17 protein-coding genes are annotated in these 26,840 nt (G+C 64.5%); 14 read left to right on the top strand and 3 right to left on the bottom strand.

Features of this window, described 5'->3' with window-relative positions:
• Positions 1–6 precede the first annotated feature (6 nt).
• The 7 genes from WG899_RS00405 (at position 7) to WG899_RS00375 (ending at position 13,622) form a co-directional block, all read left to right on the top strand.
• Positions 7–1,686 carry a hypothetical protein gene (locus WG899_RS00405; protein ID WP_339593644.1) on the top strand — a complete coding sequence of 560 codons (1,680 nt, stop codon included), beginning with the start codon at positions 7–9 and terminating at the stop codon, positions 1,684–1,686.
• Between the two features lie 148 nt (positions 1,687–1,834).
• The gene (recC, locus tag WG899_RS00400; protein WP_339593643.1) at positions 1,835–5,335 is read left to right on the top strand and encodes an exodeoxyribonuclease V subunit gamma; all 3,501 of its coding nucleotides are present in this window, start codon (positions 1,835–1,837) and stop codon (positions 5,333–5,335) included.
• Positions 5,332–9,111: an exodeoxyribonuclease V subunit beta gene (gene recB / locus WG899_RS00395; protein ID WP_339593642.1), complete on the top strand. Its 3,780-nt coding sequence runs from the start codon at positions 5,332–5,334 to the stop codon at positions 9,109–9,111. The genes recC and recB overlap by 4 nt, the downstream gene beginning before the upstream one ends.
• 14 nt (positions 9,112–9,125) lie before the next feature.
• Positions 9,126–11,174, top strand: coding sequence for an exodeoxyribonuclease V subunit alpha (gene recD, locus WG899_RS00390; RefSeq protein ID WP_339593641.1), 2,049 nt, complete (start codon positions 9,126–9,128; stop codon positions 11,172–11,174).
• Positions 11,171–12,445, top strand: coding sequence for a metallophosphoesterase family protein (locus WG899_RS00385; RefSeq protein ID WP_339593640.1), 1,275 nt, complete (start codon positions 11,171–11,173; stop codon positions 12,443–12,445). Before recD ends, WG899_RS00385 begins: the two co-directional genes overlap by 4 nt.
• 165 nt (positions 12,446–12,610) lie before the next feature.
• The gene (locus tag WG899_RS00380) at positions 12,611–13,303 is read left to right on the top strand and encodes a DUF3313 family protein (protein WP_339593639.1); all 693 of its coding nucleotides are present in this window, start codon (positions 12,611–12,613) and stop codon (positions 13,301–13,303) included.
• Between the two features lie 79 nt (positions 13,304–13,382).
• The gene (locus tag WG899_RS00375; protein WP_339593638.1) at positions 13,383–13,622 is read left to right on the top strand and encodes a hypothetical protein; all 240 of its coding nucleotides are present in this window, start codon (positions 13,383–13,385) and stop codon (positions 13,620–13,622) included.
• Positions 13,623–13,639: 17 nt separating this feature from the next.
• Here the strand turns inward: WG899_RS00375 and WG899_RS00370 are convergent, their stop codons facing one another.
• Positions 13,640–14,242 (bottom strand): 2-hydroxychromene-2-carboxylate isomerase, encoded by a 603-nt coding sequence (locus WG899_RS00370; RefSeq protein WP_339593637.1) that lies wholly within the window; start codon positions 14,240–14,242, stop codon positions 13,640–13,642.
• Between the two features lie 133 nt (positions 14,243–14,375).
• Here WG899_RS00370 and WG899_RS00365 point away from each other — a divergent pair, with 133 nt between their 5' ends.
• The 7 genes from WG899_RS00365 (at position 14,376) to WG899_RS00335 (ending at position 24,724) form a co-directional block, all read left to right on the top strand.
• The gene (locus WG899_RS00365) at positions 14,376–17,870 is read left to right on the top strand and encodes an AAA family ATPase (protein ID WP_339593636.1); all 3,495 of its coding nucleotides are present in this window, start codon (positions 14,376–14,378) and stop codon (positions 17,868–17,870) included.
• A gap of 158 nt (positions 17,871–18,028) precedes the next feature.
• The gene (locus WG899_RS00360; RefSeq protein WP_339593635.1) at positions 18,029–18,649 is read left to right on the top strand and encodes a glutathione S-transferase family protein; all 621 of its coding nucleotides are present in this window, start codon (positions 18,029–18,031) and stop codon (positions 18,647–18,649) included.
• Positions 18,650–18,684: 35 nt separating this feature from the next.
• Entirely contained in the window at positions 18,685–20,775 is a 2,091-nt protein-coding gene (locus tag WG899_RS00355) for an FAD-binding oxidoreductase (RefSeq protein WP_339593634.1), read from the top strand.
• A gap of 124 nt (positions 20,776–20,899) precedes the next feature.
• A complete protein-coding gene (locus tag WG899_RS00350; RefSeq protein WP_339593633.1) occupies positions 20,900–21,472 on the top strand; it encodes a Crp/Fnr family transcriptional regulator in 573 nt (190 codons plus the stop codon).
• Positions 21,473–21,581: 109 nt separating this feature from the next.
• Complete coding sequence (locus WG899_RS00345; protein ID WP_339593632.1) at positions 21,582–23,180, top strand: oleate hydratase; 1,599 nt, start codon at positions 21,582–21,584, stop codon at positions 23,178–23,180.
• Between the two features lie 70 nt (positions 23,181–23,250).
• Positions 23,251–23,706 carry an Lrp/AsnC family transcriptional regulator gene (locus WG899_RS00340; protein ID WP_339593631.1) on the top strand — a complete coding sequence of 152 codons (456 nt, stop codon included), beginning with the start codon at positions 23,251–23,253 and terminating at the stop codon, positions 23,704–23,706.
• Positions 23,707–23,788: 82 nt separating this feature from the next.
• Entirely contained in the window at positions 23,789–24,724 is a 936-nt protein-coding gene (locus WG899_RS00335) for an SMP-30/gluconolactonase/LRE family protein (protein ID WP_339593630.1), read from the top strand.
• Between the two features lie 33 nt (positions 24,725–24,757).
• Here WG899_RS00335 and WG899_RS00330 read toward each other — a convergent pair whose 3' ends face one another.
• Complete coding sequence (locus tag WG899_RS00330) at positions 24,758–25,132, bottom strand: rhodanese-like domain-containing protein (RefSeq protein ID WP_339593629.1); 375 nt, start codon at positions 25,130–25,132, stop codon at positions 24,758–24,760.
• A 164-nt stretch (positions 25,133–25,296) separates the two neighbouring features.
• Positions 25,297–26,739, bottom strand: coding sequence for a MocR-like pyridoxine biosynthesis transcription factor PdxR (pdxR, locus tag WG899_RS00325; protein WP_339593628.1), 1,443 nt, complete (start codon positions 26,737–26,739; stop codon positions 25,297–25,299).
• Positions 26,740–26,840 lie beyond the last annotated feature (101 nt).

Below are 26,840 nucleotides of genomic sequence, written 5' to 3'. Positions count from 1 at the left end.
GGACGAATGACAGAGAAATCCGCTGCAGGTCCGAGCTTGGTTGAAAGCTCGGACGGCGACTTCGACCCAAACACGATTCTGCAAGTCTTTGCAGAACGTTTGCGCGAGCGCGACAAGCCGGTCGATCTGTCCATCTCCCAAGACACGCTGAATGCCAACAGCAGCGTCAAGTGTCCCCTGCCGACTTCGACGCCGCGGCGCGGTGAACAAGGCCTTGGCAATGCATCGCTGAACCAGTCACGCTCGCGTTTTGGCGCAGAGGCGGGGCGCTGGAATATGAGCGATGTCAGCGATGTGGAGGACATCAGCGAACGCCGTCCTGCCTTGCCTGCACCATTGCTTGCGCAGCCCACTGTGGTCGCGCAAGACTTGGTGGTCGAAGAAGCAGGGGGCGTCGCAGAACAAGAGCAAGAACGACAGCCAAGGCATGAACTGCTGGCGAATGCGGATGAAGAGACTCCGCACCAGGCTTTCAATCAAGTTGAGCAAGCCTTGGAGTCGCAGCCGGCCGAATCCGTTTTGCAATCGGAACCAGCCCCTGATGCAGAAGCCCTTGCCGCAGCGGTTGCAGCGCAAGAAGCGCAAGCAAGTCGCGTCGCGCATCAAAGATTGCAGGCTGAGAGAGAGCGGGCGGCTCAACAAGCCAAGGCCGAGCGAGCTCGCGCTAAAGCTTTGAAGTTGGAGAAGCTGGAAGCGGATAAGGAAGCAAAGCAAGCGGCAAAGGCCCAAGCGCGCGCGGCCAAGCAGGCCAAGTTGGCCGAGCAGGCTGCGTTGGCGAAGCGCAAAAAAAGGGAGCAAGAGGCAAAGGCGGCGGCCGAGCAGTTGGAAAGGCAAGCTTTGCTGGCCCGGCGGGAGGCGGAGCGTGCGGCGGAGGAAGAAAAGCAGAGATTGCTTGCTGCTGAACGAGAGCTTGCAGAACGTGAGCGAGCAGCCCGTGGGTTAGCAGAGCGCCAAGCCGCTGAGCAAAGAGCAGCGGCAATAGCCGCAGTTGAACGTGAAGCTGCAGTGCGAGAAGCAGCAAAACAGGAGGCTGCCAAACAAGAGGCCGAAGCACGTGAAGCCGCGGCCGCGCAAGCCGCAGCTCAGGCCGAGCGGCAGCGCCAAGAGGCTGCCGCTTTGGCCGCGCAAGCAGCCGAAGCAGAAAGAGCCGCAGCACTTGCTTTGCGCGAAGCACAGGCGCTGGCGCAGCGGCAGGCTCAGGCGGCCGAGCGCGCGCGCCTGCAGGCTGAGGCGGCTGCGCCGTTCTTGCGCATCGACATGCCCAAGCTCGCACCCAAGGCAGCCCAGAAGTCGGATGCACCAGACTTGGACTTGAGCAGCCTGGGGCTGTCGCGTCTGGCTCGCCAAACATCGCCTGCCGCTGCGCCGGAGCTGGATTTGTCTGGCTTGGCGGCCCGGGCCCAGCCGCAGGCCAAACCCGCGCCGGATTTGCAGGACTTCCGCGCCTTGCTGACGCAGGTCAGCCAGGTCAGTCAGCAAGCGGCGGCGCCGATTCAGCCGCTTCAGGCGCATGAAGCTCCGAGTTCTGCAGGGCCGGGCGCAGATTGGCAGGCCAGCGAGGCGCTGCGAGAGGCTTTGCAAGCCCAGCGGCAGCCGCTAGAGGCGCAGCCGCCCTTGGATTTGGCGTCTTTGAGCGCCATCAGTGCGCTGGCCCGCAAGGGCGGGGGCGGCTCGCGCGCCAGCTAAAGTGCGGGCCTTGCAGTGACTCTTCTCCATCGCTCGGCCCCTTGCTGAGCGATGGGTTTCAAGCAAGAGTTGCGAGCTTCATTTTCGCAAAAGCTTTTTCCTATTCACACGCCTCCCCCGCAGACGCACGCAGGACCTCTAAGACTTTATGAGCGGCAGCAGCACTCTGACTTCAAACACGCCCATCACCCCGGGCCTCTTGGTGCTGCACGGCAACCGCGCTGAGCTGTTGGGGGATGCGGTGTTTGAATGGTTGCGCCGCCAGCCGCTGGGCGCTTTGGAAGAAGAGATCTTCCTGGTGCAAAGCAATGGCGTGGCCGAGTGGCTGAAGATGACGCTGGCCGAACAAAGCGGCATTTGCGCCGCCACGCGAGTGGAGTTGCCTGGGCGTTTTCTGTGGCGGGCTTACCGCCAGATGCTGGGTCGGGACGCGGTGCCCTCGCAGTCGCGCCTGGATAAATTGCCGCTGACCTGGGCCTTGATGCGCTTGCTGCCGGAGTTAGCCCAACAGCCGGGCTTTGAGCCGCTGGCCGGCTTTTTGCGCCTTGGGGAAATGGATCGGCGCTTGCAACTGGCCCAAGCCCTGGCCGATCTGTTTGACCAATACCAGGTCTACCGCAGCGATTGGCTCGACGCCTGGGCGCAGGGGCATGATGTGTTGCCGCGCAGCGCGGGCGAGCCGCTACCCACCGCCATGCCGTTGCCGGCCGACCAGCGCTGGCAGGCCGCGCTGTGGCGCGCTTTGCTGGCGCCTTTGTCGGTGCAGCAGCGCGAAGCCTCACGGCCGCAGCTGCATCAGCGTTTTGTGCAGGCCCTGCAAGAGGGGCGCAAGCCACAAAGCGCCATGGCCCGCCGCCTGGTGTTGTTTGGCATGACCCATGTGCCGATGCAAACCTTGCAGGCCTTGGCGGCGCTGTCCGAGCATTGCCAGGTGATTCTGGCGATCCCGAACCCATGCCGCTACCACTGGGCCGACATCATCGACGGCCGCGAGCTGCTGCGTAACGAGAAGAACAAGCGGCGCCAGCCACTGCGCGGCGGGCTTGACCTGGCCGAGCTCTCGCTGGAGCAGATGCACGCTCATGCGCACCCGCTGTTGGCCAGCTGGGGCCGCCAGGGGCGCGACTTTGTGCGCCAGCTCGACGCTTTTGACGACGCTACCCAGGCGCAAGAGCGCTTCGGCATCGCCAAGATCGACCTCTTTGACGAAGGCCCCGGCGAGAGCTTGCTGACCCAGGTGCAAGCGCATATCCGCGACCTGACCCCGCTGGCCGAGCATCCGCGCACGGCGCTGGCGCCGCAGGACCGCTCCATCGTCTTCCACATCGCTCACGGCGCGCAGCGCGAGGTTGAGATCCTGCACGACCAGTTGCTGGCCCTGCTGGCCGAGCCCCCCGTGCCGGGTCAAGCACCGCTAACGCCGCGCGACATCGTGGTCATGGTGCCCGATATCGACAGCTTTGCCCCGGCCATCCGTTCGGTCTTTGGCCAGTACGGGCGCAGCCAAGATCCGCGCTTCATCCCCTATGACATTGCCGACCTGAAGGAGCGCGGCCACAACCCGCTGCTGCTGGCGCTGGAGTGGTTGCTGCGCCTGCCGCAGCAGCGCTGCCGTTTGAGCGAGATCCAGGCCTTGTTGGAGGTGCCGGGGCTGGCGGCGCGCTTTGGGCTGAGCGCCGACGATCTGCCGCGCTTGAACCAGTGGATGGAAGGCGCCGGCATCCGCTGGGGCTTGAACGCCGAGCAACGCGCCGAGCTGGGCCTGGCCGCCTGTGGCGAGCAAAACGCCTGGTCTTTTGGTCTGCGCCGCATGTTGCTGGGCTATAGCGCCGGCGCTGGCCCGGCCTTCCAAGGCATTCAGCCTTATACCGAGGTGGGCGGTTTGGATGCCGCGCTGGCCGGCTCGCTGGCGGACTTGTTGACGGCGCTGGAGGGCTGGTGGCAGCAGGTGGCCGAGCCGGCCAGTCCGGCGCTGTGGGCCGAGCGTGGCCGGCGTTTGATGGAAGACTTTTTCCAGCCGGTGGACGACAGCGAGCGCCAGACCTTGGCGGCTCTGCAAAGCGCGATGGGCAGCTGGCTGGAGGCCTGCGAGTCGGCCGAGTTTGCTGAAGCCGTGGACCTGGCCGTGGTGCGCGAAGCCTGGTTGGACGGGCTGGATGTGCCCATGCTGAACCGCCGCTTCAAGGCCGGTGGCGTGACCTTCTGCACCTTGATGCCGATGCGCGCCGTGCCTTTCGAGGTGGTGTGCCTGCTGGGCATGAATGACGGCGACTACCCGCGTCGCGGCAGCCGCAGCGACTTCGACCTGATGGGGCTGCCCGGCCAGTCACGCCCCGGTGACCGCGCCCGGCGTGACGATGACCGGCAGTTGATTCTTGAGGCCCTGCTCTCGGCGCGGCGCAAGCTCTACATCAGCTGGAGCGGCCGCAGCGTGCGCGACAACAGCGAGCAGCCGCCCTCGGTGCTGGTCTCGCAGCTGCGCGACTATCTGGCCTCGGGTTGGGGTGAGGCGGTGCTGGCGCCCTTGAGTACCGAGCATCCTTTGCAGCCTTTCAGCCGGCGCTACTTCGAGCAGGGCAGTGCGCTCTTCACCCACGCCAGCGAGTGGCGCCAAGCGCATCAAACGCCTGCAGAAGCGGAGGGCGAAGCGGCTCCACTGCCGCCCTTGGAACTCGACCCCGATCAGCCGCTGCTGGACATCAAAGGCCTGGCCGCCTTCTTGAAAAACCCGGTCAAGAGCTTCTTCCGCCAGCGCCTGGATGTGCAGTTTGCCGAGAGCGCCAGCGCGGCCGAGGACGACGAGGCTTTTGCTGTGGATGGCTTGCTGGAATACGAGATGCTGCGCGAGCTCTTGGACGAAGCCCTGCAGGACTTGTATGCCGAAACCGACGTGCCATTGCGTGTGGCCGGTCTGGCGGCGCGCATGCGCGAGGCGGGCCGTCTGCCCATGGCCGAGCAGGGCCGCCGCGCCGAGCGCGCCTTGGTTGAGACGGTCTCGCCCATGTTGACGGCCTGGCGCGACTTGCAGGCCCTGTACCCGGTGCAGGCGCCCAAGGAGATGCTGCGCTTCCCCTTCGAGCAGGCGCTCTTGGAGGATTGGCTGGCCGATCTGCGCGCCCAGGCGCTGGGCGGCCAGCGGGTCTGGCTGGAGTTGATCCCCAGCCGCTTGTGCGCCGATGAAAAAGCCAAGTCGGCCCGCCCCGAGCGACTGCTGGAAGCCTGGGTGCGCCAGTTGGTGGCCAGCGCCCATGGCTTTCAGCTGCAAGGCGTGCTGATCGGTCGCGACGCGCAGCTGACGCTGCAGCCGCTGCCGCCCGAGCGGGCGCAGGCCGATTTGGCTGAGCTCTTGCAAGTCTGGCAGGAGGGCATGCTGCAGCCACTGCCGATCGCGGCCTTGACCGGTTTGGCCCAAGTGGTCGAGCACAAGGATGTGGCCTCGGTGTACGAGGGCGGCTACAACAGCCGGGGCGAGGTCAGTGAGCCTTGTTTGGCTCGGCTTTATCCTGACTTCGCGGCCTTGACGGCGGATGGCCGCTTCGAAACCCTAGCGCCGCGCCTCTACGGGCCGCTACATGCTTGGCTGCAGCAGGGTGTCAGTTTGGAGCTGCATGCCTCAGCCCAGGCGGCGCAAGAGGAGGCCGCTGAATGAACCACAGCACCACGCTGAATCCGCATGACTTCCCCTTGTGGGGCAGCCGCTTGATCGAAGCCAGCGCCGGCACCGGCAAGACCTGGACGATTGCCGCGCTTTACTTGCGCTTGGTGCTTGGCCATGGGGGTGTGGACGGGGAGGCCGGCGAGACTGGTTTCTTGCGGCCCTTGCTGCCCTCTGAGATTCTGGTGATGACCTTCACCCGCGCCGCCACGCGCGAGTTGTCGGATCGCATCCGCGCCCGCTTGCTGGAGGCGGCCAAGGTCTTCCGTGGCGAGGCCGAGCCGGCCACCGGCGACGCCTTGCTGCGCGCGCTGCTCAACGACTACCCAGACGGACCGGCGCGCAGCGCGGCGGCTTGGCGCCTAGGCCTGGCCGCAGAAAGCATGGACGATGCAGCGGTTCACACCATCGACGCCTGGTGCCAACGCATGTTGCGCGAGCATGCTTTTGACAGCGGCTGTTTGTTCAACGAAGACCTGATTGGCGACGAGCAGCAACTGCTGCTGGAAGCCACGCAAGACTATTGGCGCGCTCAGGTCTATCCGCTTGGCGCTCAGGGCCTGGATCAAGCATTGGCGGTGTTCGGTCGCGTGGATGCACTGGCCCAAGACGCCCGCCAGTTGTTGGCCCAAGATCTGCCTTTGGCGGCCGATGTGGCGGAGCCCTTGGGTTTGGTGGTTGAGCGCGCCGAGCTTCAGCATGCGGCGGCCCTGGCTACCTTGAAACAAGGCTGGGCCGAAGCCGCCGAGCGCATGCAAGCCTGGTTGGATGGCCAGATGGAGGGCAAGACCTGTCCCTTCAACAAGACCAAGCTGCGCCCCGGCTACTACCAGCCCTGGCTGCAAAGCCTGCGCGACTGGGCGTTGGACGCCGCGCAGGTCGCGCCTGAAATCTCCGAAGCCGGCCTGCGTCGCCTTAGCCCGGCCGGCCTTGCCGAGGCCTTGAAGCCGGATGCCGCTGCGCCCGAAGTGCCTTCTGAGTTTGAGGCTTTTGCGAACTTGCTGGAGGCTTTGCAAGCGCTGGAGAGTGTTGGCACGCCGATGCGCTTGCATGCCGCGGCTTGTATTGGTGCGCGCCTGGCCGAACTGAAGGCCAAGTCCGGCCTGTTCGGCTTTGCCGATATGTTGAATCGGCTGGATCGCGCGCTGGACCCGGCCACCCAAGGTGCCAGCGCTGAGCGCCTGCGCCAAGGCATGTTGGCCCAGTATCCGGTGGCGTTGATCGACGAGTTTCAAGACACCTCGCCGCTGCAGGCGCGCATTTTTGACCGGCTGTATCGCCTGGCCGAGAACTCGCGCGACACGGCCCTGCTCTTGATCGGTGACCCCAAGCAAAGCATCTACGGCTTCCGTGGCGCGGACATTTACAGTTATCTGGACGCACGTCATAAGACTGCCGGGCGCCACTACATGCTGGGCACCAATCACCGCTCCAGCCTGGCCCTGGTCGCGGCGGTGAATCAGGTCTTTGCACGTGCCGAGCAGCGCGAGGGCGAGGGGGCCTTCATGTTCCGTGCGCCGGCCGACGCTTCGGCCAATCCCTTGCCTTTTGCGCCGGTGGCCGCGCGTGGTCGAGCTGAGGTATTCGTCAGCAGCCAAGGGCCGGTGCCGGCGCTGAGCCTGCAACTGGACGCGCAGCTGCGTGATGCCAACAGCAGCCAGCGCTTGTTTGCCGCCCGCTGCGCCGAGCAGATTGCGCAGCTGTTGAACGATGAGGGCGCGGGCTTCTCTGATCCGGCGCGCGGTAGCTTTGAGCGCCTGCGGCCGGCCGATATCGCGGTGCTGGTGCGCACCGGCCGTGAGGCCGCCACGCTGCGGCGTGAGCTGCGCCGGCGCAATATCGCCTCGGTCTATTTGTCGGACAAAGACTCGGTGTTTGCCAGCGCCGAGGCGCGTGATCTCTTGCGCGTATTGCAAGCGGTGGCCGAGCCGCTGAATATGCGCTTGGTGCGCGCCGCGCTGGCGACCCGCTTGTTGGGCCTGAGTTTGGCCGAACTGGCGCATCTGGCGCAAGACGATGAGGCCTTTGATGCTCGCAGCGATGAGCTGAAGGCTTTGCAAAGTGTTTGGCTCAGCCAGGGTGTTTTGGCCATGCTGCGCGAGCTGCTGCATGCCTTTGATTTGCCGGCGCAATGGCTGGCCCAGGACGAGCGCGGCGCCAAAGATGCTGACGGCGAACGCCGACTGACCAATGTCTTGCACCTGGCCGAGTTGCTGCAAGCCGCCAGCTTGGAGCAGGGCGGCGAGCAGGCCTTGATCCGCTGGTTGGCCGCTCAAATTGAAGAAGCCGAAGTGCCAGGCGCCGCAGCCGGCGAGGGCGCGGTGCTGCGACTTGAAAGTGATGCCGACTTGGTGAAGGTGGTCACGGTGCACAAGTCCAAGGGTTTGGAGTACCCGCTGGTTTTCATGCCTTTTGCGGCCAGCTTCCGGGCAGTGGACAAGGCGCGCACCCGCTTCGTCAAGCAAGCGCTGCCGGAGTCGCAAAACGGTGAATCACAGCTTTATTTGGAACCGACGGCCGAGCAGATTGCCCAGGCCGACCGCGAGCGTTTGCGCGAAGACCTGCGCCTGCTTTATGTGGCCCTGACTCGCGCTCGCCATGCCTTGTGGTTGGGCGTGGCCGCGCTGAAAGTGCGCAATGGCAAGAGCTGCGAAAGCTGGCGAAGCGCCATCGGCTATGTGCTGGGCGGGGCTTCGCGTTTCTCAGAAGATCAGTTGCAAGAACTGGCCGAGGCCTTGGCTGCGGCAAACCCCGAGATTGCAGTGCAGGCCGCTGCCAGCGCATCGTCCTTGGGCCCGAGTTTGGTGATGCCGCGCGGCGCACCCACGCCGCTGAAGGAGCCCCAGGCCTACCAAGCCGAGTTCGAGCGGCGTTGGGGCATTGGCAGCTTCTCGGCCTTGGTGCGGGCGCTGCCGGTACGGGCGGTGTCCACGGAAGTGGCGCGTTCGGACGAAGATCAATCCGCTCCTGAATTGATGCCTCCGCAAACGCAGCATCAGTTGCCGCCGGAGCAAAGCCTTTTGCCGCCTTGGCATCGCTTCCCTCGCGGCGCTTTTGCCGGCAATTTCTTACACGATCAGCTTGAGTGGCTGGCCGAAGAGGGTTTTCACCGCCTGGCCGAATCGAGCGAGTTGCAGGCCCAGCTGATGCGCCGCTGCGAGCGCCAGGGCTGGGGCAATTGGGCGGCCGATGTGCTGCTGTGGTTGCAGCAGGTCTGCGCGGCACCCTTGCCGCCGGTGGGCTGTGCCTTGCAAGACTTGACCGGCCATCTGCCGGAAATGGAGTTCTGGTTCCCGGCCGATCACCTGAATGCAAGCGCCTTGGACGCGCTGTGCCGGCGTCATTTGCTGGGCGCGGAGCCTCGACCCGCGCTGCCGCAGCGCCAGTTGCATGGCCTGCTGATGGGTTTTGCCGACTTGGTGTTCGAGCACCAGGGCCGCTACTTTGTGCTGGATTACAAGTCCAACCATCTGGGCGCCAGCGACGCCGACTACAGCGAACCCGCTTTGCAGTCGGCCATGGCTCAGCACCGCTATGACGTGCAGGCCGCGCTGTATTTGCTGGCCTTGCATCGGCTCTTGCGTGCGCGCTTGGGAGAGGCTTATCAGCCCGAGCAGCATCTGGGCGGCGCGGTCTATGTCTTCATGCGCGGCATGCAGGGCCCGGCTCAGGGCTGCTATTGGGTCAAGCCCAGCGAGCCCATGTTGAACGAGTTGGATCAATTGCTGGACAACAAGGCTGAGTTGCAGGCCGGCGGGGGCGTTCAATGAATGGGGAAGAGCTGATGCCAATGGACGCCGCCGTGCAGGTGATGCAAGCGCTGGGAACGTGGCGAGATGCCGGCACGATTCGGCGTTTGGATGCCGCCTTTGCAGCTTTTGTGCGCGAGCAGCAGGCTGATGCACCTGCCGCCTTGTTGCTGGCCAGCGCGCTACTGGCCCATATGGAAGGGCGAGGCCACAGCTGCCTGGACTTGGACGAATTGTTGGCCGATGCCGAAGGCCTGCTGGGCTGGAAGCCGCCGCAAGCTGAGGCGCTGCGTCAGCTGATGCAAGGCAGCCTGCCCACGAACTTAGTCGATTGGCTGGGCGCGCTGCAAGCCAGCCCCTTGGTCTATGTTGATGCGCCAGCCGGTGGCACTGAGGCGCAAGAGGGCCATGGCGAGCCGCTGGTTCTGCGCGGCAGCAAGCTGTATCTGCGTCGCTACTGGGCCTATGAGCAGCGGGTGGCGGCGCAGTTGTTGGCGCGGGCAACGGTGGGGCCAAGGGCCGACACTACCCAAGTGCGTCAATGGCTGGACCGCATGTTCCCCAGTGCTGGCGAGGCGGCCTCTCTGGACTGGCAAAAACTTGCCTGCGGCATCGCGGTGGCCGGGCGCTTGTCCGTCATCACCGGTGGCCCCGGCACTGGCAAGACCTACACCGCAGCCCGCTTGCTGGCCTTGTTGTATGCCATTGATGAGGACCGCGACCGTTTGCGCATTGGCCTGGCTGCGCCCACTGGCAAGGCGGCCGCGCGGCTGAAGCAGTCCATCGAATCGGCGCTCAGCCAGGTGCAAAGCCAGGTGGGGACGTCGCTGGATCTGCAGAAACTGGCCAGCCAGATGGGCGCGGCCCGCACCCTGCACGCCTTGTTGGGTGCGCGGCCGGATACCCGCAAGCTGCGCGCCGATGCGGCCCATCCGCTAGCGCTGGACGTCTTGATCGTCGATGAGGCTTCGATGATCCATCTGGAGATGATGGCGGCGCTTTTGGATGCGATGCCGCCGGGCGGGCGATTGATTCTGCTGGGCGACAAAGACCAGTTGGCCTCGGTGGAGGCAGGTGCGGTTTTGGGCGATTTGTGCCGTGACGCGGAGCCGGGCCGTTATCTGCCCAGCACGGCGACCTATGCCGAGGCGGTGACAGGCCAGACCTTGCCGAACGAGTTCCTTTTGCCTGCAGATGAACGCGCCTCCTCGCTGGCGCAGCAAACCGTGATGCTGCGCGAAAGCCGGCGCTTTGGCGGCCCGATTGGTCAGCTCGCCTTGGCGGTGAACCGGGGCGATGCGCGGCTGGCGCAGCAGCTTTTGAGTGAGAGCCAAGACCAAGTCTTGCTGAATGTTCAGGCGGCTTCTGCTGAGGCGGCGGTGCGTTTGGCGCTGCAGGGGCGCCCCGGCGCTGAAGGTGGTTATCGCAGTTATCTGAAGCTATTGGTGCAGCGACCAGAAACGGCCGAGGCGTTCGGCCCCTGGGTTTTGTCGGTGCTGACCGCCTTTGAGCGTTTTCGCTTGCTCTGCGCGGTGCGCGAGGGCGATTGGGGCACCGAGGGCTTGAACCAGGCGGTGGAGCGTGCCTTGATTGCCGAAGGGCTCTTGAGCAAGCGCGGCGAATGGTACGAGGGCAGGCCGGTGATGGTCACCCGCAATGACGCGGGGCTGGGGGTCTTCAATGGCGATATTGGCATCGTGTTGCGCCCGCAAGGGCAGGACGAAGCTTCAGGCGGCAGCAATCGTCTGCGTGCCTATTTTTCTGACGGGCAGAGCTTGCGCTCGGTGGCAGTGAGTCGCCTGGCCGATGTGGAAACCGCTTTTGCACTGACGGTGCACAAATCGCAGGGCTCGGAGTTTGAGCACACGGTCTTGGTGCTGCCGGCCGAGGGCGGCGGCGGGCTGACGCGCGAGCTGGTCTACACCGGCATCACCCGCGCCCGCATGGCCTTCACCCTGGTCAGCGGCCGTGCGCCGGCCTTTGCCATGGCCTTGGCCCAGCGCACCCGGCGCGCCAGCGGCTTGCTGGAGTTGCTGGCCGAAGCGCCTGCGCTCGAGAGCAAGGACAATCTCGCTCAGCCATGAAATTCATCCACGCCGCCGACATCCATCTGGACAGCCCCTTGTGCGGGCTGGCTTCTTATCCCAATGCGCCGCTGCAGACCTTGCGTTCGGCCAGTCGTGAGGCCTTCAGCCGTTTGATCGACGCCGCCATCGATGAGGCGGTGGACTTCATGGTGATCGCCGGCGACCTCTACGACGGCGACTGGCGCGACTACAACACCGGGCATTTCTTCGTCGGCGAGATGGCGCGCCTGCATCAGGCCGGCATCCCGGTCTATCTGCTCTATGGCAACCATGATGCCGAGAGCGAGATGACGCGCCGGCTGACGCTGCCGCCGAATGTGCACCTGTTCGACAGCCGCAAGCCCAGCACCCATCGCATTGAAGACCTGCGCGTGGCCCTGCATGGCCGCAGCTTCAAGGATGCCGCCACCACCGAAAACCTGGCCGTCGCCTACCCCGACCCGCTGAGTGGCTGGCTCAATATCGGCGTGCTGCACACCGCCTTGGAAGGCTACGCTGCGCATGCCCGTTATGCCCCGTGCAGCCTGGCCGAGTTGTGCGCCAAGGGCTATGACTACTGGGCCCTGGGTCATGTGCATGAGCATGCGGTATTGAGTGAGTCGCCCTGGGTGGTTTTTCCCGGCAATCTGCAGGGCCGCCATATCCGCGAGGCCGGGCCGCGCGGTGCGGTCTTGGTGACAGCCGATCACAGCGGCATCCAAACGGTCGAGCGTTTGATCGTGGACGTCTTGCGCTGGGAGCGACTCGACATCGATGTGAGCGAAGCGGCGGACCTGCCTGCCGTGGTGGCGCTGGCCGGTCGGGCGCTGGAGCACTTGTTGCTGAGCCAAAGCGGCAATTGGCCGCTGGCGGTGCGGGTCTGCTTGCAGGGGCGCACTTCGGCGCATGGCTTGCTCTTTGGTCTGGAGGCGCAGCTGCGCGAGGAGATCTTGGCTCAGGCCGCTGCATTGCAAGGCGGGCGTTTGTGGATCGAGAAGCTCAAGCTGGAAACCGCGCCGGCGTTGGACGCCAGCCAACTGGCCGCGCGTGCCGATGCGATTGCTGACTTGCAGGCCTTGCTGGCCGAGGTGCCTGAGGACGCCGATTTCCTGCGCAGCCTCAGCGAGGATTTGCAGCTCTTGACTGCCAAGGCGCCGCTGGCCTTGATCGAGGCCTTGCCCGAGTTTCAGGCGATTCGGCGCGGCGAGGTGCTCGGTTTGATCGATGCCGTGACGCCTGCCTTGTTGGCGCAGTTGGCAACGGCTGAACAGGCGAACGAGGCGAACTAACTTCAGCGGAGTCCCCCCTTAGGTAGGGATTCGGTGCGCTCTTTGTATGGATTGCGTACAGAGCCTGGGCAGTGGCCTGCTGCGCCGCTAAAGTTGGACGCAGCAGCATGAAGAACGCCTTTGGCGCCATCGCTGTACTTGTCATAGACGCCAGGAGGGTAAGCCATGAAGATTTCCTCACGCAGCACCGGCGCGGCCGTGCTGATTTCGCTGTCGATGTTGATGCCCAGCGCCTTTGCCGCCAAGGTGAGCAAAGAGGTGGAAGAGCGCATGAGCCATGACGGCCTGCAGCAGATCAAGCTCAAAGAGGTGGACCTGGCCTATGCGCGCCCCGGCGCCAGCCTGGCCGGCTACAGCAAGGTGATCTTGGACCCAGTGGAGGTGAGCTTCTCCAAATACTGGGACCCCAAGCGCACCGGCAGCAACTTCAAGCTGAGCAATGAAGAGCGCGAAGACATCCGCAGCGGCATGGCGACGATCGTGCAAGAAGAGTTCGCCAAGACCTTGCAAGCCAAGGACGGTTATCCGGTGGTGAAGGAGGCCGGGCCCGATGTCTTGCGGGTCAAGGTCAGCATCATCGATCTGTATGTGAATGCACCCGACACCTTGGCGGCGGGCCGCACCCGGACCTATGTGGCCTCGGCCGGCGAAGCCACCTTGGTGGCCGAGCTGCGCGATTCGGAAACCGGCCAAGTCTTGGCGCGGATGGTGGACCGTCGCGAAGCGCGTAACTTCCCCGGTCAGCTGACCTGGAGCAACCGCGTGATGAACGCCCAAGAGGCCGAAATCATGGCCTCGGCCTGGGCCAAGGTCTTGCGCAAATCACTCGACAAGGCGCACGAGATCGGCAAAAAGTAAGCGCGCTTCGCGCAGGGTCAGACACGGGGGGCGGGGCTGCCTGTACATTGGCCGGATCGACCTTTTTCAGGAGTACTTTATGGCCACATCAGGCACAGCCAATCCAGCCCACAAGATCAATGTCAAGGCGATTGCCAATGACAGCGGCGTGGCCGTGGAAGCCTACGACACTTACGACACCGACGAGGAAACGCTGGCCGCAGCGCACCGTTTTGCGGCCGGCCTCTTGAACCGCGTGGCCGTCATCTGTGAGCAAAGCCCCGGCAAGACGCTGGACGCCGCCGCGCTACGCAAGCTGGCGCAGGGCTTGGCGGGCTAGTTGTTTCAGTAGAGGTTTCAGTAGGGGCCGTTGGCCAGCCAGCGCTCCAACTGCGGCAGGCGGTCATTGCCCCAGAAGCGCTCGCCCTCAACGATGAAGAAGGGCGAGCCGAACACGCCGCGGGCTTCGGCCATGTCCACTTCCGCCTTCAGGCGGGCGCGGCTGGCCGGGTTGGCGCTGGCTTCCTGGAAGTCTTCGGCGCTCAGGCCCACTTCGGTGGCGATCGCCTGCAACACCTCTTCGGAGGCGATGTTTTGGTCGTCGACGAAGTAGGCCTTCAAGACCCGATTGGCGAAAGCGCGGCCTTCCAGCGGATGGCGGTCATGCACCCAGTGGAAGATGCGGGCGGCCTGCTCGGTATGCGCACCCAGATTGCTCGGCGTCTTGTACGGCACCTCGTAATAGGCGGCGAGGCGCTCGGCGTCACGGCGGATGTAGTCGCTGCGCATGATGTTGTTGGGAATGCGGATGCGCTCCAGCGACTGGAAGTTGGCGTCCAGCACGATGGCCCGCCAGGTCACGCTGCGGCCGTGGCGCTCGGCGATCTTGTCGATCTGCTGCGAGGCGATGTAGCCGTAGGGTGAGGCAAAGTCGAAGAAGAAGTCGATCGGTGCGGACATGGGTTCACTCCCTTGAATTGGCGCGGATTGTAGGCGGGCCTGGTTGGGGAAATATGTGAGCCCGAAGGCAGTACAGTGCCTAGCTCCCTGGCCCGCGTCGGCCATGTTTTCGCGGCCCGCCCCACTAGATGCCATGCGCTTCCAACAGCTTGATCTGACCCGTTACGGCAAGTTCACCGACCACAGCCTGGTGTTCCCGTCCGCGAAACGGGACTTCCATCTGATCGTCGGCGCCAACGAGGCCGGCAAGTCGACCACCCGGCAAGCGATCCTGGACCTGTTGTTCGGCATCGAGAACCGTTCGAGCTACGACTTTTTGCATGCTAAGGCCGATATGCGCCTGGGCGGGCGTATCGAGCATGGCGAGCAGGCCTTGGCCTTTGTGCGCAGCAAGTCGCGCAGCAAGTCGCTCTTTGACGCCCAGGGTCAGGTCTTGCCGGAGTCCGCCTTGGCGGCCTTTTTGGCTGGCAGTGAGCGGAGCTTTTTTGAGCAGATGTTTGGGCTTGACCATGGCCGGCTGGAGGCCGGCGGGCAAGCCATTCTGAGCGCGCAAAACGATATCGGGCAGATCCTGTTTCAGTCCGCCGCCGGCATTGGTAGCCTGGGCGCGGTGCGTGAGAGCTTGGAGGCCGAGGCCGACAAACTCTGGGCCAAGCGCCGCTCGGGTGACCGGGCCTATTACATCGCCAGCGACGAGTTGGCGGCCGCCGAAGCCGCCTTGAAGGCGGCCACCGTGCGCACCAAGGATTGGATGGAGGCACGCCAGCGCAGCGAGGGCCTGCTGCAGCGGCGCGAGGATTTGCGGCTGCAACTTCAAGGCCTGGAGTTGCAGCGCAACGCCTTGGAGCGGACCCGCCGCATCAGCCCGGCGCTGCGGCAGCTGTGGCAAAGCCAGCAGGCGCTGGACGAGTTGCAGGCCAGCAGTGGCTTGAGTCCGGCCGTGCAACTGCCGGAGGATGCGGGGCGGATTCTGGCCGAGGTTGAATTGGCGCAGGCCGCCGCGGCCAGCAGCAGCCAGTTGCTGGCCACGCAGGCGCAGCAGACGGCTGCACGCTTGGCCGAGCAGCAGGTGGATCTGCGCCTCTTGCAGCAGCAAGGTGAGGTCGAGGCCCTGCAGCAAGCGGCGCAGCAGGTGCGGCACCATGGCCGCGAGATCGAACGCTGTCGCTCCGAGATCGGGGTGCACTGGCAGCAACTGCAGGCCGATGCGCGCCGGCTGGCCTGGCCCGCAGTGGACGAACAGACGCTGGCGGAGCGACTGCCGGCCTTGCCCGAGCGCTCGGCCTTTGCCGCCTTGGCCAAGCGGTATGAGTTGCTGGATCAAAGCCGCCATCTGAGCGCGGCGGCCGAGGCCGAGAAAGGCGTTGAACTGGCCGGCTTGCAGGCGCAATGGCGCGGCTTGTCACCCCAAGGCGCGTCGCCCGGCTTGCTGGGGGCTTTGGCGCGGGCGCGTTCGCTCGGCGATGTGCAGCAAGTGCAGTGGCGCCAGCAGTCGCAGCTGACCCGCCTGCAAGCCGAGCTGGCCTTGGCCCGCCGCGGGCTTGGGGAGCATACGTTGGCTGATGATCAACTGGCTGACTTGGCCTTGCCGTCGGAGGCCGCGATGCAGCAGCGTCTGCGCCGGGTTACCGAGTTGACGCTGCGCTGCAGCGATCTGAATGAGCGCTTGACCGAGTTGCGCGCCGAGCGGGCCGCCGGAGAGTTGGCGCTCAGCCAGTACTGCCAAGCTCATAGTCCCGTGTCGGCGGAGGAGCTGGCGCTGGTGCGCGCTGAGCGCGATGCGGCCTGGCAGCGCATTCGCAGCGGCGACGAAGCCCTGGCAGCGGCGGCGGATGGCTTTGAGTCGGTTCAAGCGCGGGCCGATGGCGTGGCGGATAGCCGTTATGCCAAGGCGCGCGAGGCGAGCGAGTTGCAAGCCAAGCTGGATGCTCTGGCGCGGCTCGATTTGCAGCTCAATGAGGCGGCCGCCGGTTTGGCCGCGCAGCAAGCCGAGCTGCAGTCGCAGCAACAAGACTGGGCCGCCTGCGCGGAGCAAATGGGCCTGGCGGGTTTGTCCCTGCTCGACATCGAGGCCTGGCGGGCTGCGCGCGAGCGCGTGCTGGCGGCCAGCCATGCGCTCGATCTGGCGCAGCAGGAGGCGCAAGCCACCCAGCAGCAGCTCGATGCGGTTCACTCTGGTTTACTGACGGCCATGGTCGGCGCCGGCCTGCAGGTCGAGCCCGGCGCCACAACGACGCTGGATCTGGCAAGCTTGATCGCGCAGGCCGCCGCGACCGTTGAGGCTGCGGCAGCGGCCCAGGTGCGGGCCGAGGCCCTGCAAGGGCAAATCGACCGGGCGGCGCAGGCGCGCGCGCTCTTGGCCGAAAAGCGAGCGGCCGCCGAGCAGCAGTTGCAAGGCTGGCAAACGGCTTGGGATCAGGCCTGCGGCAAGCTGGGCCTGGCCCATGGACTGGATGCCGCAGCGGCGGAGGAATGCTGCGCGGCCATGGAACGCATCGATCTTGGCTTGCGCAGCGTGCGCGCTTTGCGTCTGCAGCGCATCGAGGTGATGCAGGCCGAACTGAGCGCCTTTGAACGTGATCTGGCCCGTTGCGCCAAGGCATTGGGTTTGCCTCAGGCGCCCACCGATGGCGAAGCCTGGGTGCGGCAACTGAGTCAGGATCTGAGCACGGCGCGGGCCGCGGCCCAGGAGGCCGAGCGCTTGCGCCAGGACCTGCGTGGCCTGGAGGCTCAGCGGTCGGCAGCCGACTTGGCGCGCGCCCAGGCCGAGGCGCGTTTGCAGCCGCTGCTGCGCTTGGCAGGCATCGCCGAGCAGCAGGCCTTGCCCGCGGTGATTCAGGCCTGCGAGCAAAGGCAGCGCTTGGGTGCTGAGTTGGCAGCTGCGCGCCAGGCGCTGCAAGAGGGTGGCGATGGCTTGTCGGTGGCGGCGCTGGAGGCCGAGGTGGCCGCGGTAGACAGCGTGCAACTGCCGGTGCAAATGGCCGAGTTGGCGCGGCAGATTGCCGAGTTGCAGCAACAGCGCGATGCGCTGACGGCCGAGTTGACCCAGGCCGATGCGGCCTTGGGCCTGATCGCCGGCCAAGACGATGCGGCCCGTGCAGAGGGTCAGCGCCAAGATGCGCTGGCCAAGATGGCCAATGCGGCCGAGCGTTATGTGAAGGTATTCACCGCCTCGCGTTTACTGAAATGGGCCATCGATCGTTACCGCGAAACCAAGCAGGGCCCGATGCTGAGCCGGGCCGGCGAGATCTTTGCCGCGCTGACGCAGGGCTCCTTCCAGCGGCTGGCGCTGGACTTTGATGTCACGCCCTTGGCGCTGCAGGGACTGCGCTCCGATGGTCGCTTGGTGGGAATCGGCGGAATGAGTGAAGGTACCCGCGATCAACTCTTCATGGCCCTGCGCCTGGCAGCCTTGGAACTTCACATGGCCCAAGACGCCGGCCATGCCTTGCCCTTCATCGCCGATGACTTGTTCATCAACTACGACGATGGCCGGGCCGAGGCCGGTTTGCGGGCGCTGGCCGACTTGTCCGAGCGCACCCAGGTGATCTTTTTGAGCCACCACCAGCATCTGGAGGGCTTGGTGCAGCGGGCGGTCGGGGCCGAGGTGAACATCATTCGCCTGTGAGCTTGGGTGGCGATTGTTTTGATTTGTGGAATGGTGTTTTCGATTCGGTGTGAATTCCGCTGAAGGATGAAATAGAGGACAGTTCAGTCATTCGCTGAACGGCGAATCGGCGCAGCAAGCAGCCCGCGCCATCCACCTTCTGTTTTGGAGAATCCATCATGTCCGCAGTCAAGCTCTACACCTTCCCACTCTCTGGCCACGCCCACCGTGTTCGTTTGGCCCTGTCCCTGCTCAATGTGCCCACCGAGTTGATCGAGGTCGATCTGCGCAAGGGCGAGCAAAAGAGCGCCGAGTTCCTGGCCATGAACCCCTTTGGCCAAGTGCCGGTGATCGAGGACGCCGGCGTCGTGTTGGCCGACTCGAATGCGATCTTGGTGTATCTGGCGCGCCGTTATGGCAACGCCGACTGGCTGCCCAGCGACGCGGTCGGTGAGGCCGCCGTGCAGCGCTGGTTGTCGGTGGCCGCCGGACTGGTGGCCTTTGGCCCCGCCGCTGCCCGCTTGGTGACGGTGTTCGGCGCCGGCTTCAAGGCCGAGGAAGTGATTGGCCGCGCCCATGGCTTGCTGGCCGTGATGGACAAGGAACTCAGCCACAAGGCCTTCCTGATTGGCGCCAAGCCCAGCATTGCCGATATTGCCAACTACAGCTATATCGCCCATGCGCCGGAGGGCAATGTCTCGCTCGAGGCCTACCCGAATGTGCGTGCCTGGCTGGCCCGCATCGAAGCCTTGCCGGGCTTCGTGGCGATGCAAAAGACCCCGGTCGGTCTGGCCGCCTGAGTCGCTTTCACTCGTTTTGACTGAAGAGGCCCGCCATGTCGAATGAATTCATCCCCGCAGCCGGCTCACCCTGGCACAGCGGCGAACGCCGCATCCATCAACGCATGGGCAATGCAGCGCAATTGGATAGTTTCGGCCGGCGGGTCATCCGCGACTACATGCCCGACCAGCATCGCATCTTTTACGGTCAATTGCCTTTTATGGTGGTGGGCGCGGTGGACGAGCAGGGCGCACCGTGGGCCAGTCTGATCGAAGGCCAGCCCGGCTTTATGCATTCGCCCGACCCACGTCGGCTCGATGTCGCGGCGCTGCCCGGCTTGGGCGACCCAGTGCGCGACTGCATTCAAGCCGGCGCACCGTTGGGCATGCTGGGCATCGAGTTGGACACCCGCCGGCGTAACCGTCTGAATGGACGGATCTCGGCAGCCTCGGATCAGGGTTTCTCGCTCGAGGTGGGCCACGCCTTCGGCAATTGCCCGCAATACATTCAAGACCGGGCTTTCAGTTTTGCTCGCGCGCCGGACAGTGAATACCGAGTGCCGCTGGAGCGGCTGAGCGCGCTCGATGATGAGGCTCGCGCGCTGATTGCCGCAGCCGACACCTTTTTTGTGGCCAGCAGCCACCCGGGCGGCGAGCCTGAGCATATGCAGCGCTCGGTGGATGTGTCCCACCGCGGCGGCAAGCCGGGTTTTGTTCAGCTGCAAGTCCAGGCGGGTTCAGACCTGCTGCGCATCCCGGACTTTGCCGGCAATATGCACTTCAACACCTTTGGCAATCTGCTGCTCAATCCGCGCGCCGGTCTGATCTTCATTGACTTCAGCAATGGCGATGTCTTGCAGCTGAGCGGCTCGACCGAGATTCAGTTCGAGGGCGCGGAGATCGATGCCTTCCAGGGCGCCGAGCGGATCTGGACCTTTCGCATCGAGCAGGCGATTCGACGCCGCGGCGCGCTCGCCCTGCGTTGGCGACTCGACGAGTTTTCGCCCAATTCCTTGATGACAGGCTCCTGGGACGAGGCGGCGGCTCGACTGTCTGCAGCCGCGCTGCGCAATGCCTGGCGGCCCTTCAAACTGGCTCGGGTGGTGGAGGAAAGCAGCAGCGTGCGCAGCTTTTACCTGGAGCCGGCCGATGGCCATGCGCTGGCGCCATTTCAGGCCGGCCAGCATCTGCCGATCCGCTTGACGATAGCCGGCAAGACCTTGATTCGCACCTACACCCTGTCGGCGGCGCCGAGCGACGGTTTCTATCGCCTCAGCGTCAAGCGCGGCGGGCAGGTGTCGGAGTATCTGCATGAGCAGCTCAAGGTCGGCGATCTGATCGAGGCTCGTGCGCCGCAGGGCGACTTCATCGTCGATGCGCTGCAGCGCCGGCCCTTGGTGCTCTTGGCCGGCGGCATCGGCGTGACGCCGATGCTGGCGATGCTGCGCCATGTGGTGTTCGAGGGCCTGCGCAAGCGCCGTATTCGGCCGACTTATTTTTTCTACTCAACCCGCAACAACGCCGATCGCGCCTTCAACCAGGAATTGGCCGAGCTGCAGCTGCGCGCCGGCGGCGCTGTGCAGATCGTGCGCGTGACCGATGCGCCCGAGGCGGACAGCCTGAAGGGGCGCGACTACGATCTGCAGGGCCGCATCGACATGGCGCTCTTGCAAGCGACGCTGCCTTTTGGTGACCACGATTTCTATCTGTGCGGCCCGCCGCCGTTCATGCAGGCCCTCTATGACGGGCTGCGCGATCAGCGGGTGGCCGATGACCGTATCCATGCCGAAGCCTTTGGGCCGGCCTCGCTGCAGCGGCGCCTCGACATCGTGCTTGCTCAGACTGAGCTGGCGCCGGTGGCGCAAGTCGATGTGGCGGTGCAATTTGCCGATTCCAGCAAAGAGGCCCGCTGGACCCCGGGCAGCGGCTCGCTGCTGGATCTGGCCGAGGCGCGAGGCCTCAACCCCGAGTTCAGCTGCCGTGGCGGCAGTTGCGGGAGCTGCCGCACCCAGGTGCTGGAGGGCGAGGTGAGCTATGCAAGGGCGCCGGCCTTCAAGACCGCGCCGGGCGAGGCCTTGATTTGCTGCGCCATGCCTGCGGCGCCGCGCAGCGAAGGGCAGCCGGTCAAGCTGGTATTGAAGCTGTGATTGAAGGCCTGCGGCGATACTGAGGGGGCTGGAGAGCCTGGCCGATCGAAACGTTCGGACGGCTGCATGGGCTGGAGTTGGCGTCCACGCGAGTATCCAGCGCTGAATCCTTCTTTCTCGCTTCATGCATCAGACCCGACTTCTCTTTGCACAAGCCGCCGCGGCACCGCTTCCGGATTGGGAACAGCTGGCCTCGGTGTATCGATTGGCGCACTTCGACAAGGGCGCCGACATCTTTGCCGAAGGCGAATGGCAGCCCTTCGTCTATGTGATCCGCAAAGGCATGGTCAAGCTCAGCTATTTCAATGAGCAGGGCGAGGAGTGGATCAAGTCTTTCATCGGCGAAGGCGACTTCTTTGCCTGCCCGAATGTGCTGGTGGCCGGCCAAAAGACCGACTACTCGGCGATTGCGCTGGAGTCTTGCCAGGTTGAGCAGATTGCTTATGCCAGCCTGCGCGGCCTGATGGATCGCCACGCCGGCTGGCAAGGTGCGGTTTTGCAGCTGCTGGAGCGGCACATCGTGCGCAAGGAGCAGCGCGAGCGTGAGCTTCTGACCATGCGGCCCGAGGAGCGCTATCAATCCTTTTTGCAAAGCTACCCCGGGCTGGCCGGACGCATCCAGCAGCGCGATATTGCGCACTATTTAGGCGTTACGCCGGAGGCCTTGAGCCGGATTCGGAAGCGCCTGCGGGCTTGATCTGGCGCAAAGTCGGAACGCAGGAGTCCGAGCGATTGATTTGAATCATTTGAAGAGCGGCTTGCAGCGACGAAGCTGAGCACCTCTTTGTTGATTCCACTCTTTCGCCATGTCGACAACACCTGCTTCCAATCCGGCCTCTTCCTCCATCAAAGCCTATCTGCTCGGCGGCGGCATCGGCTCCATGGCCGCCGCGGCCTTCATGATCCGGGACGCCAAAGTGCCCGGCGCCAACATCACCATTTTTGAAGCAGCCCCGCTGATGGGCGGCAGCCTGGACGGCGCCGGTGACGCCGAGCGCGGCTACTCGCTGCGCGGCGGCCGCATGCTGACCACCGACAACTACGAGTGCACCTGGGACCTGTTCAAGACCATCCCCTCGCTGGAGCATGCCGGCCAAAGCGTGTTCGACGAAACCCTGGCCTTTAACGAGAAGCACAAGGCGCATTCGATGGCGCGCCTGGTCAATCGTCAGCGCGCCAAGATGCCAGTCGAGTCCATGGGCTTCTCCATGCACGACCGGGTGGAACTGCTGCGCCTGAGCAATGCCAGCGAAGAAGAGCTGGGCACATCCACCATCACCGACTGGCTCTCGCCCGCTTTCTTCGAGACCGAGTTCTGGTTCATGTGGGCCACGACTTTCGCCTTCCAGCCCTGGCACAGCGCCGTGGAATTCAAGCGTTATCTGCACCGTTTCATGCTGGAGTTCTCGCGCATTGAGACGCTGGGCGGCGTCAAGCGCACCGTGTACAACCAGTACGACTCCTTTGTGCGCCCGCTGCAGGCCTGGTTGCAAGCCCAGGGCGTGCAGTTCGTGATGGATGCCAAGGCGACCGACCTGGAGCACCGCGAAGAGGGTGGCAAGTTCGTGGTGACTGCCATTCAGTTGCAGCGCGCGGGGGCGGTCGAGCGCATCGAGGTGGGCGCGGATGATCTGGTGTTCTTCCAGAACGCCTCCATGACCGATGCGTCCAGCCTGGGTTCCATGCACAGCGCGCCGCCAGCCTTGACTAAGCGCGACAGCGGCGGCTGGACTCTGTGGGAAAAGCTGGCCAAGAATCGCCCCGAGTTTGGCAACCCCGCCGCCTTCAACAGCAGCATTGCCGAGTCGATGTGGAACTCCTTCACCGTCACCCTCAAGGACACGGTGTTCTTCGACAAGATGCGCGCCTTCAGCGGCAATGAGCCGGGTACTGGCGGCTTGGTGACCTTCAAGGACTCGAACTGGTTGATGTCCATCGTGCTGGCGCATCAGCCGCACTTTGCCAATCAGCCGGCCGATGTACAGGTGTTCTGGGGTTATGCCTTGTTCCCCGATCGAGTCGGCAACTTCGTGGCCAAGCCCATGGCCGAATGCACGGGTGAAGAGATCTTGCGCGAGCTTTGCGGCCATCTGCGTTTTGATTTGGATGCGGTGGCGCAAGCCAATTGCATCCCTTGCCGCATGCCCTACATCACCAGCATGTTCATGCCGCGTGCGCTGAGCGATCGCCCCTTGCCGGTGCCCAAGAGCTCGAAGAATCTGGCCTTCATCAGCCAGTTCGTGGAGATTGCCGACGATGTGGTGTTCACCGTCGAATACTCGGTGCGTGCCGCGCAAATGGCGGTGTATGAGTTGCTGAACGTGAAGCGTGCAGTGCCGGCCATCATTCCGCATGACCACGCGGTGAAGACCAAGTTTGAGGCCTTGCTGAAGGCGTTCAAGTAAGGCGTTCAAGTAGGGCGGTCTGCCGAAAGGGGCGGGGTGCGGTATCGTCGATACTTCAGCCATGCCTGAAATGGATCGATTGGATCGCCGCATCCTGGCCCTGCTGCAGCAAGATGCGCGCCTCAGTTCGGAGGCGATTGCCACCGAGGTCGGCTTGTCGGCCACCGCGGTGCAACGCCGCATCAAGAAGCTGCGCGAGGATGGCGTGATCGAGGCCCAGGTGGCGGTCTTGCAGCCGCGCGCCTTGGGGTTCGGCGTTACCGCCATCGTCGAGGTGCAACTGGCCGAAGCCAGCCGCGAGGCGGTGATCGATGGCTTCAAGCGCCAGATGGCCGCACAGCCCGAGGTGCAGCAGTGCTATTACGTGGCCGGCGAAAGCGACTTTGTGCTGATCGTCAGCGCCGTCGATATGGCCGGCTTTGAGCAACTGACTCGGCGCCTGTTTTTCGACAAGAGCAATATCAAGAAGTTTCGCTCGACCTTTGTGTTGGAGACCAGCAAGCGAGGGCTGAGTCTGCCGCTCTAGGCCCGAGAGAACGCCGCAAAGCTGCGTTTTAGAAGCCTGAATCGCCGCGTCGCCGCACCCGAGTCGGCCGAGAATTTTGGGCATGACGACGCTCAACAACACCACCAGTTTTGCCCCGCCCTCGACGTCCCCGTTCGAGTTCATTGATCTCCGCTTTGAAGACTGTGTGCGCAGCAGCGCCCGGCTGGAGCAACTCCACACCGGCTGCCGCTGGGCCGAAGGGCCGGCGTATTTTCCGGCGCTGCGCTCGTTGGTCTGGAGCGATATCCCGAATGAGCGCATGTTGCGCTTTGACGAGTGCACGGGACAAGTCGGCGTGTTCCGCAGCCCCAGCGGCTACAGCAATGGCAACACCATCGATCGCCAGGGGCGGCTGATCAGCTGCGAGCATGGCGGCCGACGCGTTGTGCGCACCGAGCATGACGGCAGCCTCACCGTGTTGGCAGATCGTTATCAGGGGCGGCGCCTGAACAGCCCGAACGATGTGGTGGTCAAGTCCGACGGCACGATCTGGTTCACCGACCCGAACTACGGCATCACCTCCAACTACGAGGGCATCAAGGCCGAGCAGGAACAGCCGGGCTGTTATGTCTATCGGCTTGACCCTGCAACGGGTGAGCTGCGTGTGGTGGCCGATGACTTCAAGGGCCCCAATGGCCTGGCTTTCTCACCCGACGAGCGCACGCTCTACATCGCCGACACCGAGCAGGATTGCGGCACGATGCGGCGTTTCCAGGTCGGCGCTCAGGGTGATTTGAGTGGCGGTGAGGTCTTCATCACCTGTGACACCGGCTTTTACGATGGCTTCCGCTGCGATGAAGAAGGCCGCATCTGGACCAGCGCCGGCTGTGCCGTGCACTGCCACTTGCCGGATGGCACGCTGATCGGCCGCATCGTGATGCCCGAGCGGGTGTCGAATCTGGTCTTTGGTGGCCCAAAGCGCAACCGCATGTTCATCTGCGCCAGCAGTTCTCTCTACGCGGTTTTGCTGGCGGTCAGTGGAGCGAAGACGTTTTGATGAGTGCGGCGGCGCGGCGAGGCACCAGTCTCCTCAATGCTCGATCGACTTGCCCAGCTTCTTGCCCAGTGCAATGGCGCCGCCACCATTGCGCACATTCTTGTAGCCCATTCTTTGCAGCAGACCCAGCGCCTGCTCGGCGCGCCCACCCGAAGAGCAATACAGCACGATAGCTGCATCGGGGTCGGGGGCCATCTGTTTGACCAGATGGGCCATCTGCGGCAGCGGCAGGCAATGCGCGTCGCTCAGATGACCGGCCATGAATTCGGCATAGGAGCGCACATCGATCAGCAAGGCGTCTTCGGGCAGCGCGTCCGACTCCGCCGCTGGCGTGGGATGCGCGTGTTGGGGTTGCTCGTAGGCCGGCATTTGCGCGTCGACGGGTAGGTAAAACGAAGCCCAGCTCATGATGATCTCCTCGCTCAGCGTGGGTTCGGTCCTGAACAATGATCGACACGCCGAACCACGCCACGTTTCTACACCAACTTGAGGCTGAGGAGGTGGGCACGGCCCGTTTGGCCTGCATTCAGTGTGCATTCCGCGTGTATTTGTTCCGCGGCTGTAGCCGCCCGCTAGAGCCGGCCCAACAGGCCGCAGGCCTCGACGATCTGTGCTGGGCCGAGCGCAGAAAAACCCAGCAGCCAACCGTCTTGAGCGGGCTTGCCCCGATAGAGTGCACTCAGGCTCGGCGTGGCCAGGCCCAGGGCGGCAGCGGCGCGGCTGAATCGCGGCTCTTTGCCTGTGGGCAGCAGCGCCGCGATCTGCAGCCCGCCGGGGCTGGGCATCGGCTGGAGCCAAGAGCCCGTTCGGGTGCTCAGCTGTTCCAGCAAGAGTTCGCGCCGTTGTCGGTAGAGCTGGCGCATCAGGCGCAGATGGCTGGCGAAATGCCCCTGCGTGATGAAGTCGGCGGTGACCGCCTGGGCCAGCTGCGCGCTGTGGCCGTCAAGCGTGCTGCGCGCACTGCTCAACGCTGCTACCAAGCTTGTGGGCAGCACCATATAGGCCAGCCGCAGCGATGGGAATAAGGCCTTGGAGAAGGTGCCGATGTAGATCACGCGGCCATGCTCGTCCAAGCCCTGCATGGCGGGCATCGGCCGGCCTTCGTAGTGAAATTCGCTGTCGTAGTCGTCTTCGATGATCCAGGCGTTTTCTTGCCGCGCCAGGTCCAGCAACTGCAATCGGCGCGGCAGACTCAGCGCGACGCCGCAGGGGTACTGGTGAGAGGGCGTCAGGTAAATCATCCGGGGTGCGGCCAGGTCGGGCGAGGGGCAAAGGCCTTGCTCGTCCACCGGCACCGGCAGAACCCGCGCCCCGGCCGCAGCGAAGGCCGTGGCCGCGCCGCGGTAGCCGGGCTCCTCCATCCACAAGGCATCGCCCTCATCCAGCAGCATCGTGGCCGCCAATTGAAGCGCCTGCTGCGAACTGGTCAAGACCAGCACTTGGCCGGCATCGCAGCGCAAGCCGCGCGATTGACGCAGATAGCCGGCGATCGCCACACGCAGCGCCTCCAAACCCTGCGGATCGCCATAGCCGAGCAGGTCGACACCCTGGCTCAGCCGCTTGTTCAGCAGCTGGCGCCACAGCGTGGCCGGAAAGGCCTGCAAATCGGGGCTGCCAGCGGCAAAGGCAATCGGCCGACGCGGATCGTCGCAGCCGCCGCCGTCGGTGATGCGTTGACCTCTGGCTGACAAACGGGGTGGCGTTGATCGTGGAAGCACCCCTTGCGCTGCGAGGGATGTCGCGCTGCCGCGGGTTTCGATGGCCACAAAACTGCCCCGGCCGACCTCCCGGCGCAAATAGCCTTCGGCCTCCAGTTGCCCGTAGGCGGCCTCCACGGTGACGCGCGACAGGCCGAGATCGCTGGCCAACACCCGACTGGCCGGCAGCCGTTCATGCAGCGGCAACTCGCCGCGGCGCATCGAGTCCCGCAGGCCGGCGCACAGCTGTTCGCGTCGCCCCAGCCCGCGGCCGGCCTGGCGTTCAAACAGCTGCAACCACAGGCTAGGCTTGCTCATTGGTCTTATTTGGATTGAGAAATTGGACTTAATGGTAAGTCCTATGAGCCGGATACTGAAAACGTTCCACAGCGCCAAGCCGGCGAATTTTCAGGAGTCCT

The sequence above is a fragment of the Paucibacter hankyongi genome (genome assembly GCF_037482915.1).
Taxonomy (GTDB): Bacteria; Pseudomonadota; Gammaproteobacteria; order Burkholderiales; family Burkholderiaceae_C; genus Paucibacter_A; species Paucibacter_A hankyongi.
This window is presented reverse-complemented; position numbering and strand designations above follow the sequence as displayed.

Coding starts and splice junctions, on each gene's coding strand:
- WG899_RS00405 (WP_339593644.1), top strand. CDS start 7: ATGACAGAGAAATCCGCTGCAGGTCCGAGCTTGGTTGAAAGCTCGGAC.
- recC (WP_339593643.1), top strand. CDS start 1,835: ATGAGCGGCAGCAGCACTCTGACTTCAAACACGCCCATCACCCCGGGC.
- recB (WP_339593642.1), top strand. CDS start 5,332: ATGAACCACAGCACCACGCTGAATCCGCATGACTTCCCCTTGTGGGGC.
- recD (WP_339593641.1), top strand. CDS start 9,126: ATGCCAATGGACGCCGCCGTGCAGGTGATGCAAGCGCTGGGAACGTGG.
- WG899_RS00385 (WP_339593640.1), top strand. CDS start 11,171: ATGAAATTCATCCACGCCGCCGACATCCATCTGGACAGCCCCTTGTGC.
- WG899_RS00380 (WP_339593639.1), top strand. CDS start 12,611: ATGAAGATTTCCTCACGCAGCACCGGCGCGGCCGTGCTGATTTCGCTG.
- WG899_RS00375 (WP_339593638.1), top strand. CDS start 13,383: ATGGCCACATCAGGCACAGCCAATCCAGCCCACAAGATCAATGTCAAG.
- WG899_RS00370 (WP_339593637.1), bottom strand. CDS start 14,242: ATGTCCGCACCGATCGACTTCTTCTTCGACTTTGCCTCACCCTACGGC.
- WG899_RS00365 (WP_339593636.1), top strand. CDS start 14,376: ATGCGCTTCCAACAGCTTGATCTGACCCGTTACGGCAAGTTCACCGAC.
- WG899_RS00360 (WP_339593635.1), top strand. CDS start 18,029: ATGTCCGCAGTCAAGCTCTACACCTTCCCACTCTCTGGCCACGCCCAC.
- WG899_RS00355 (WP_339593634.1), top strand. CDS start 18,685: ATGTCGAATGAATTCATCCCCGCAGCCGGCTCACCCTGGCACAGCGGC.
- WG899_RS00350 (WP_339593633.1), top strand. CDS start 20,900: ATGCATCAGACCCGACTTCTCTTTGCACAAGCCGCCGCGGCACCGCTT.
- WG899_RS00345 (WP_339593632.1), top strand. CDS start 21,582: ATGTCGACAACACCTGCTTCCAATCCGGCCTCTTCCTCCATCAAAGCC.
- WG899_RS00340 (WP_339593631.1), top strand. CDS start 23,251: ATGGATCGATTGGATCGCCGCATCCTGGCCCTGCTGCAGCAAGATGCG.
- WG899_RS00335 (WP_339593630.1), top strand. CDS start 23,789: ATGACGACGCTCAACAACACCACCAGTTTTGCCCCGCCCTCGACGTCC.
- WG899_RS00330 (WP_339593629.1), bottom strand. CDS start 25,132: ATGAGCTGGGCTTCGTTTTACCTACCCGTCGACGCGCAAATGCCGGCC.
- pdxR (WP_339593628.1), bottom strand. CDS start 26,739: ATGAGCAAGCCTAGCCTGTGGTTGCAGCTGTTTGAACGCCAGGCCGGC.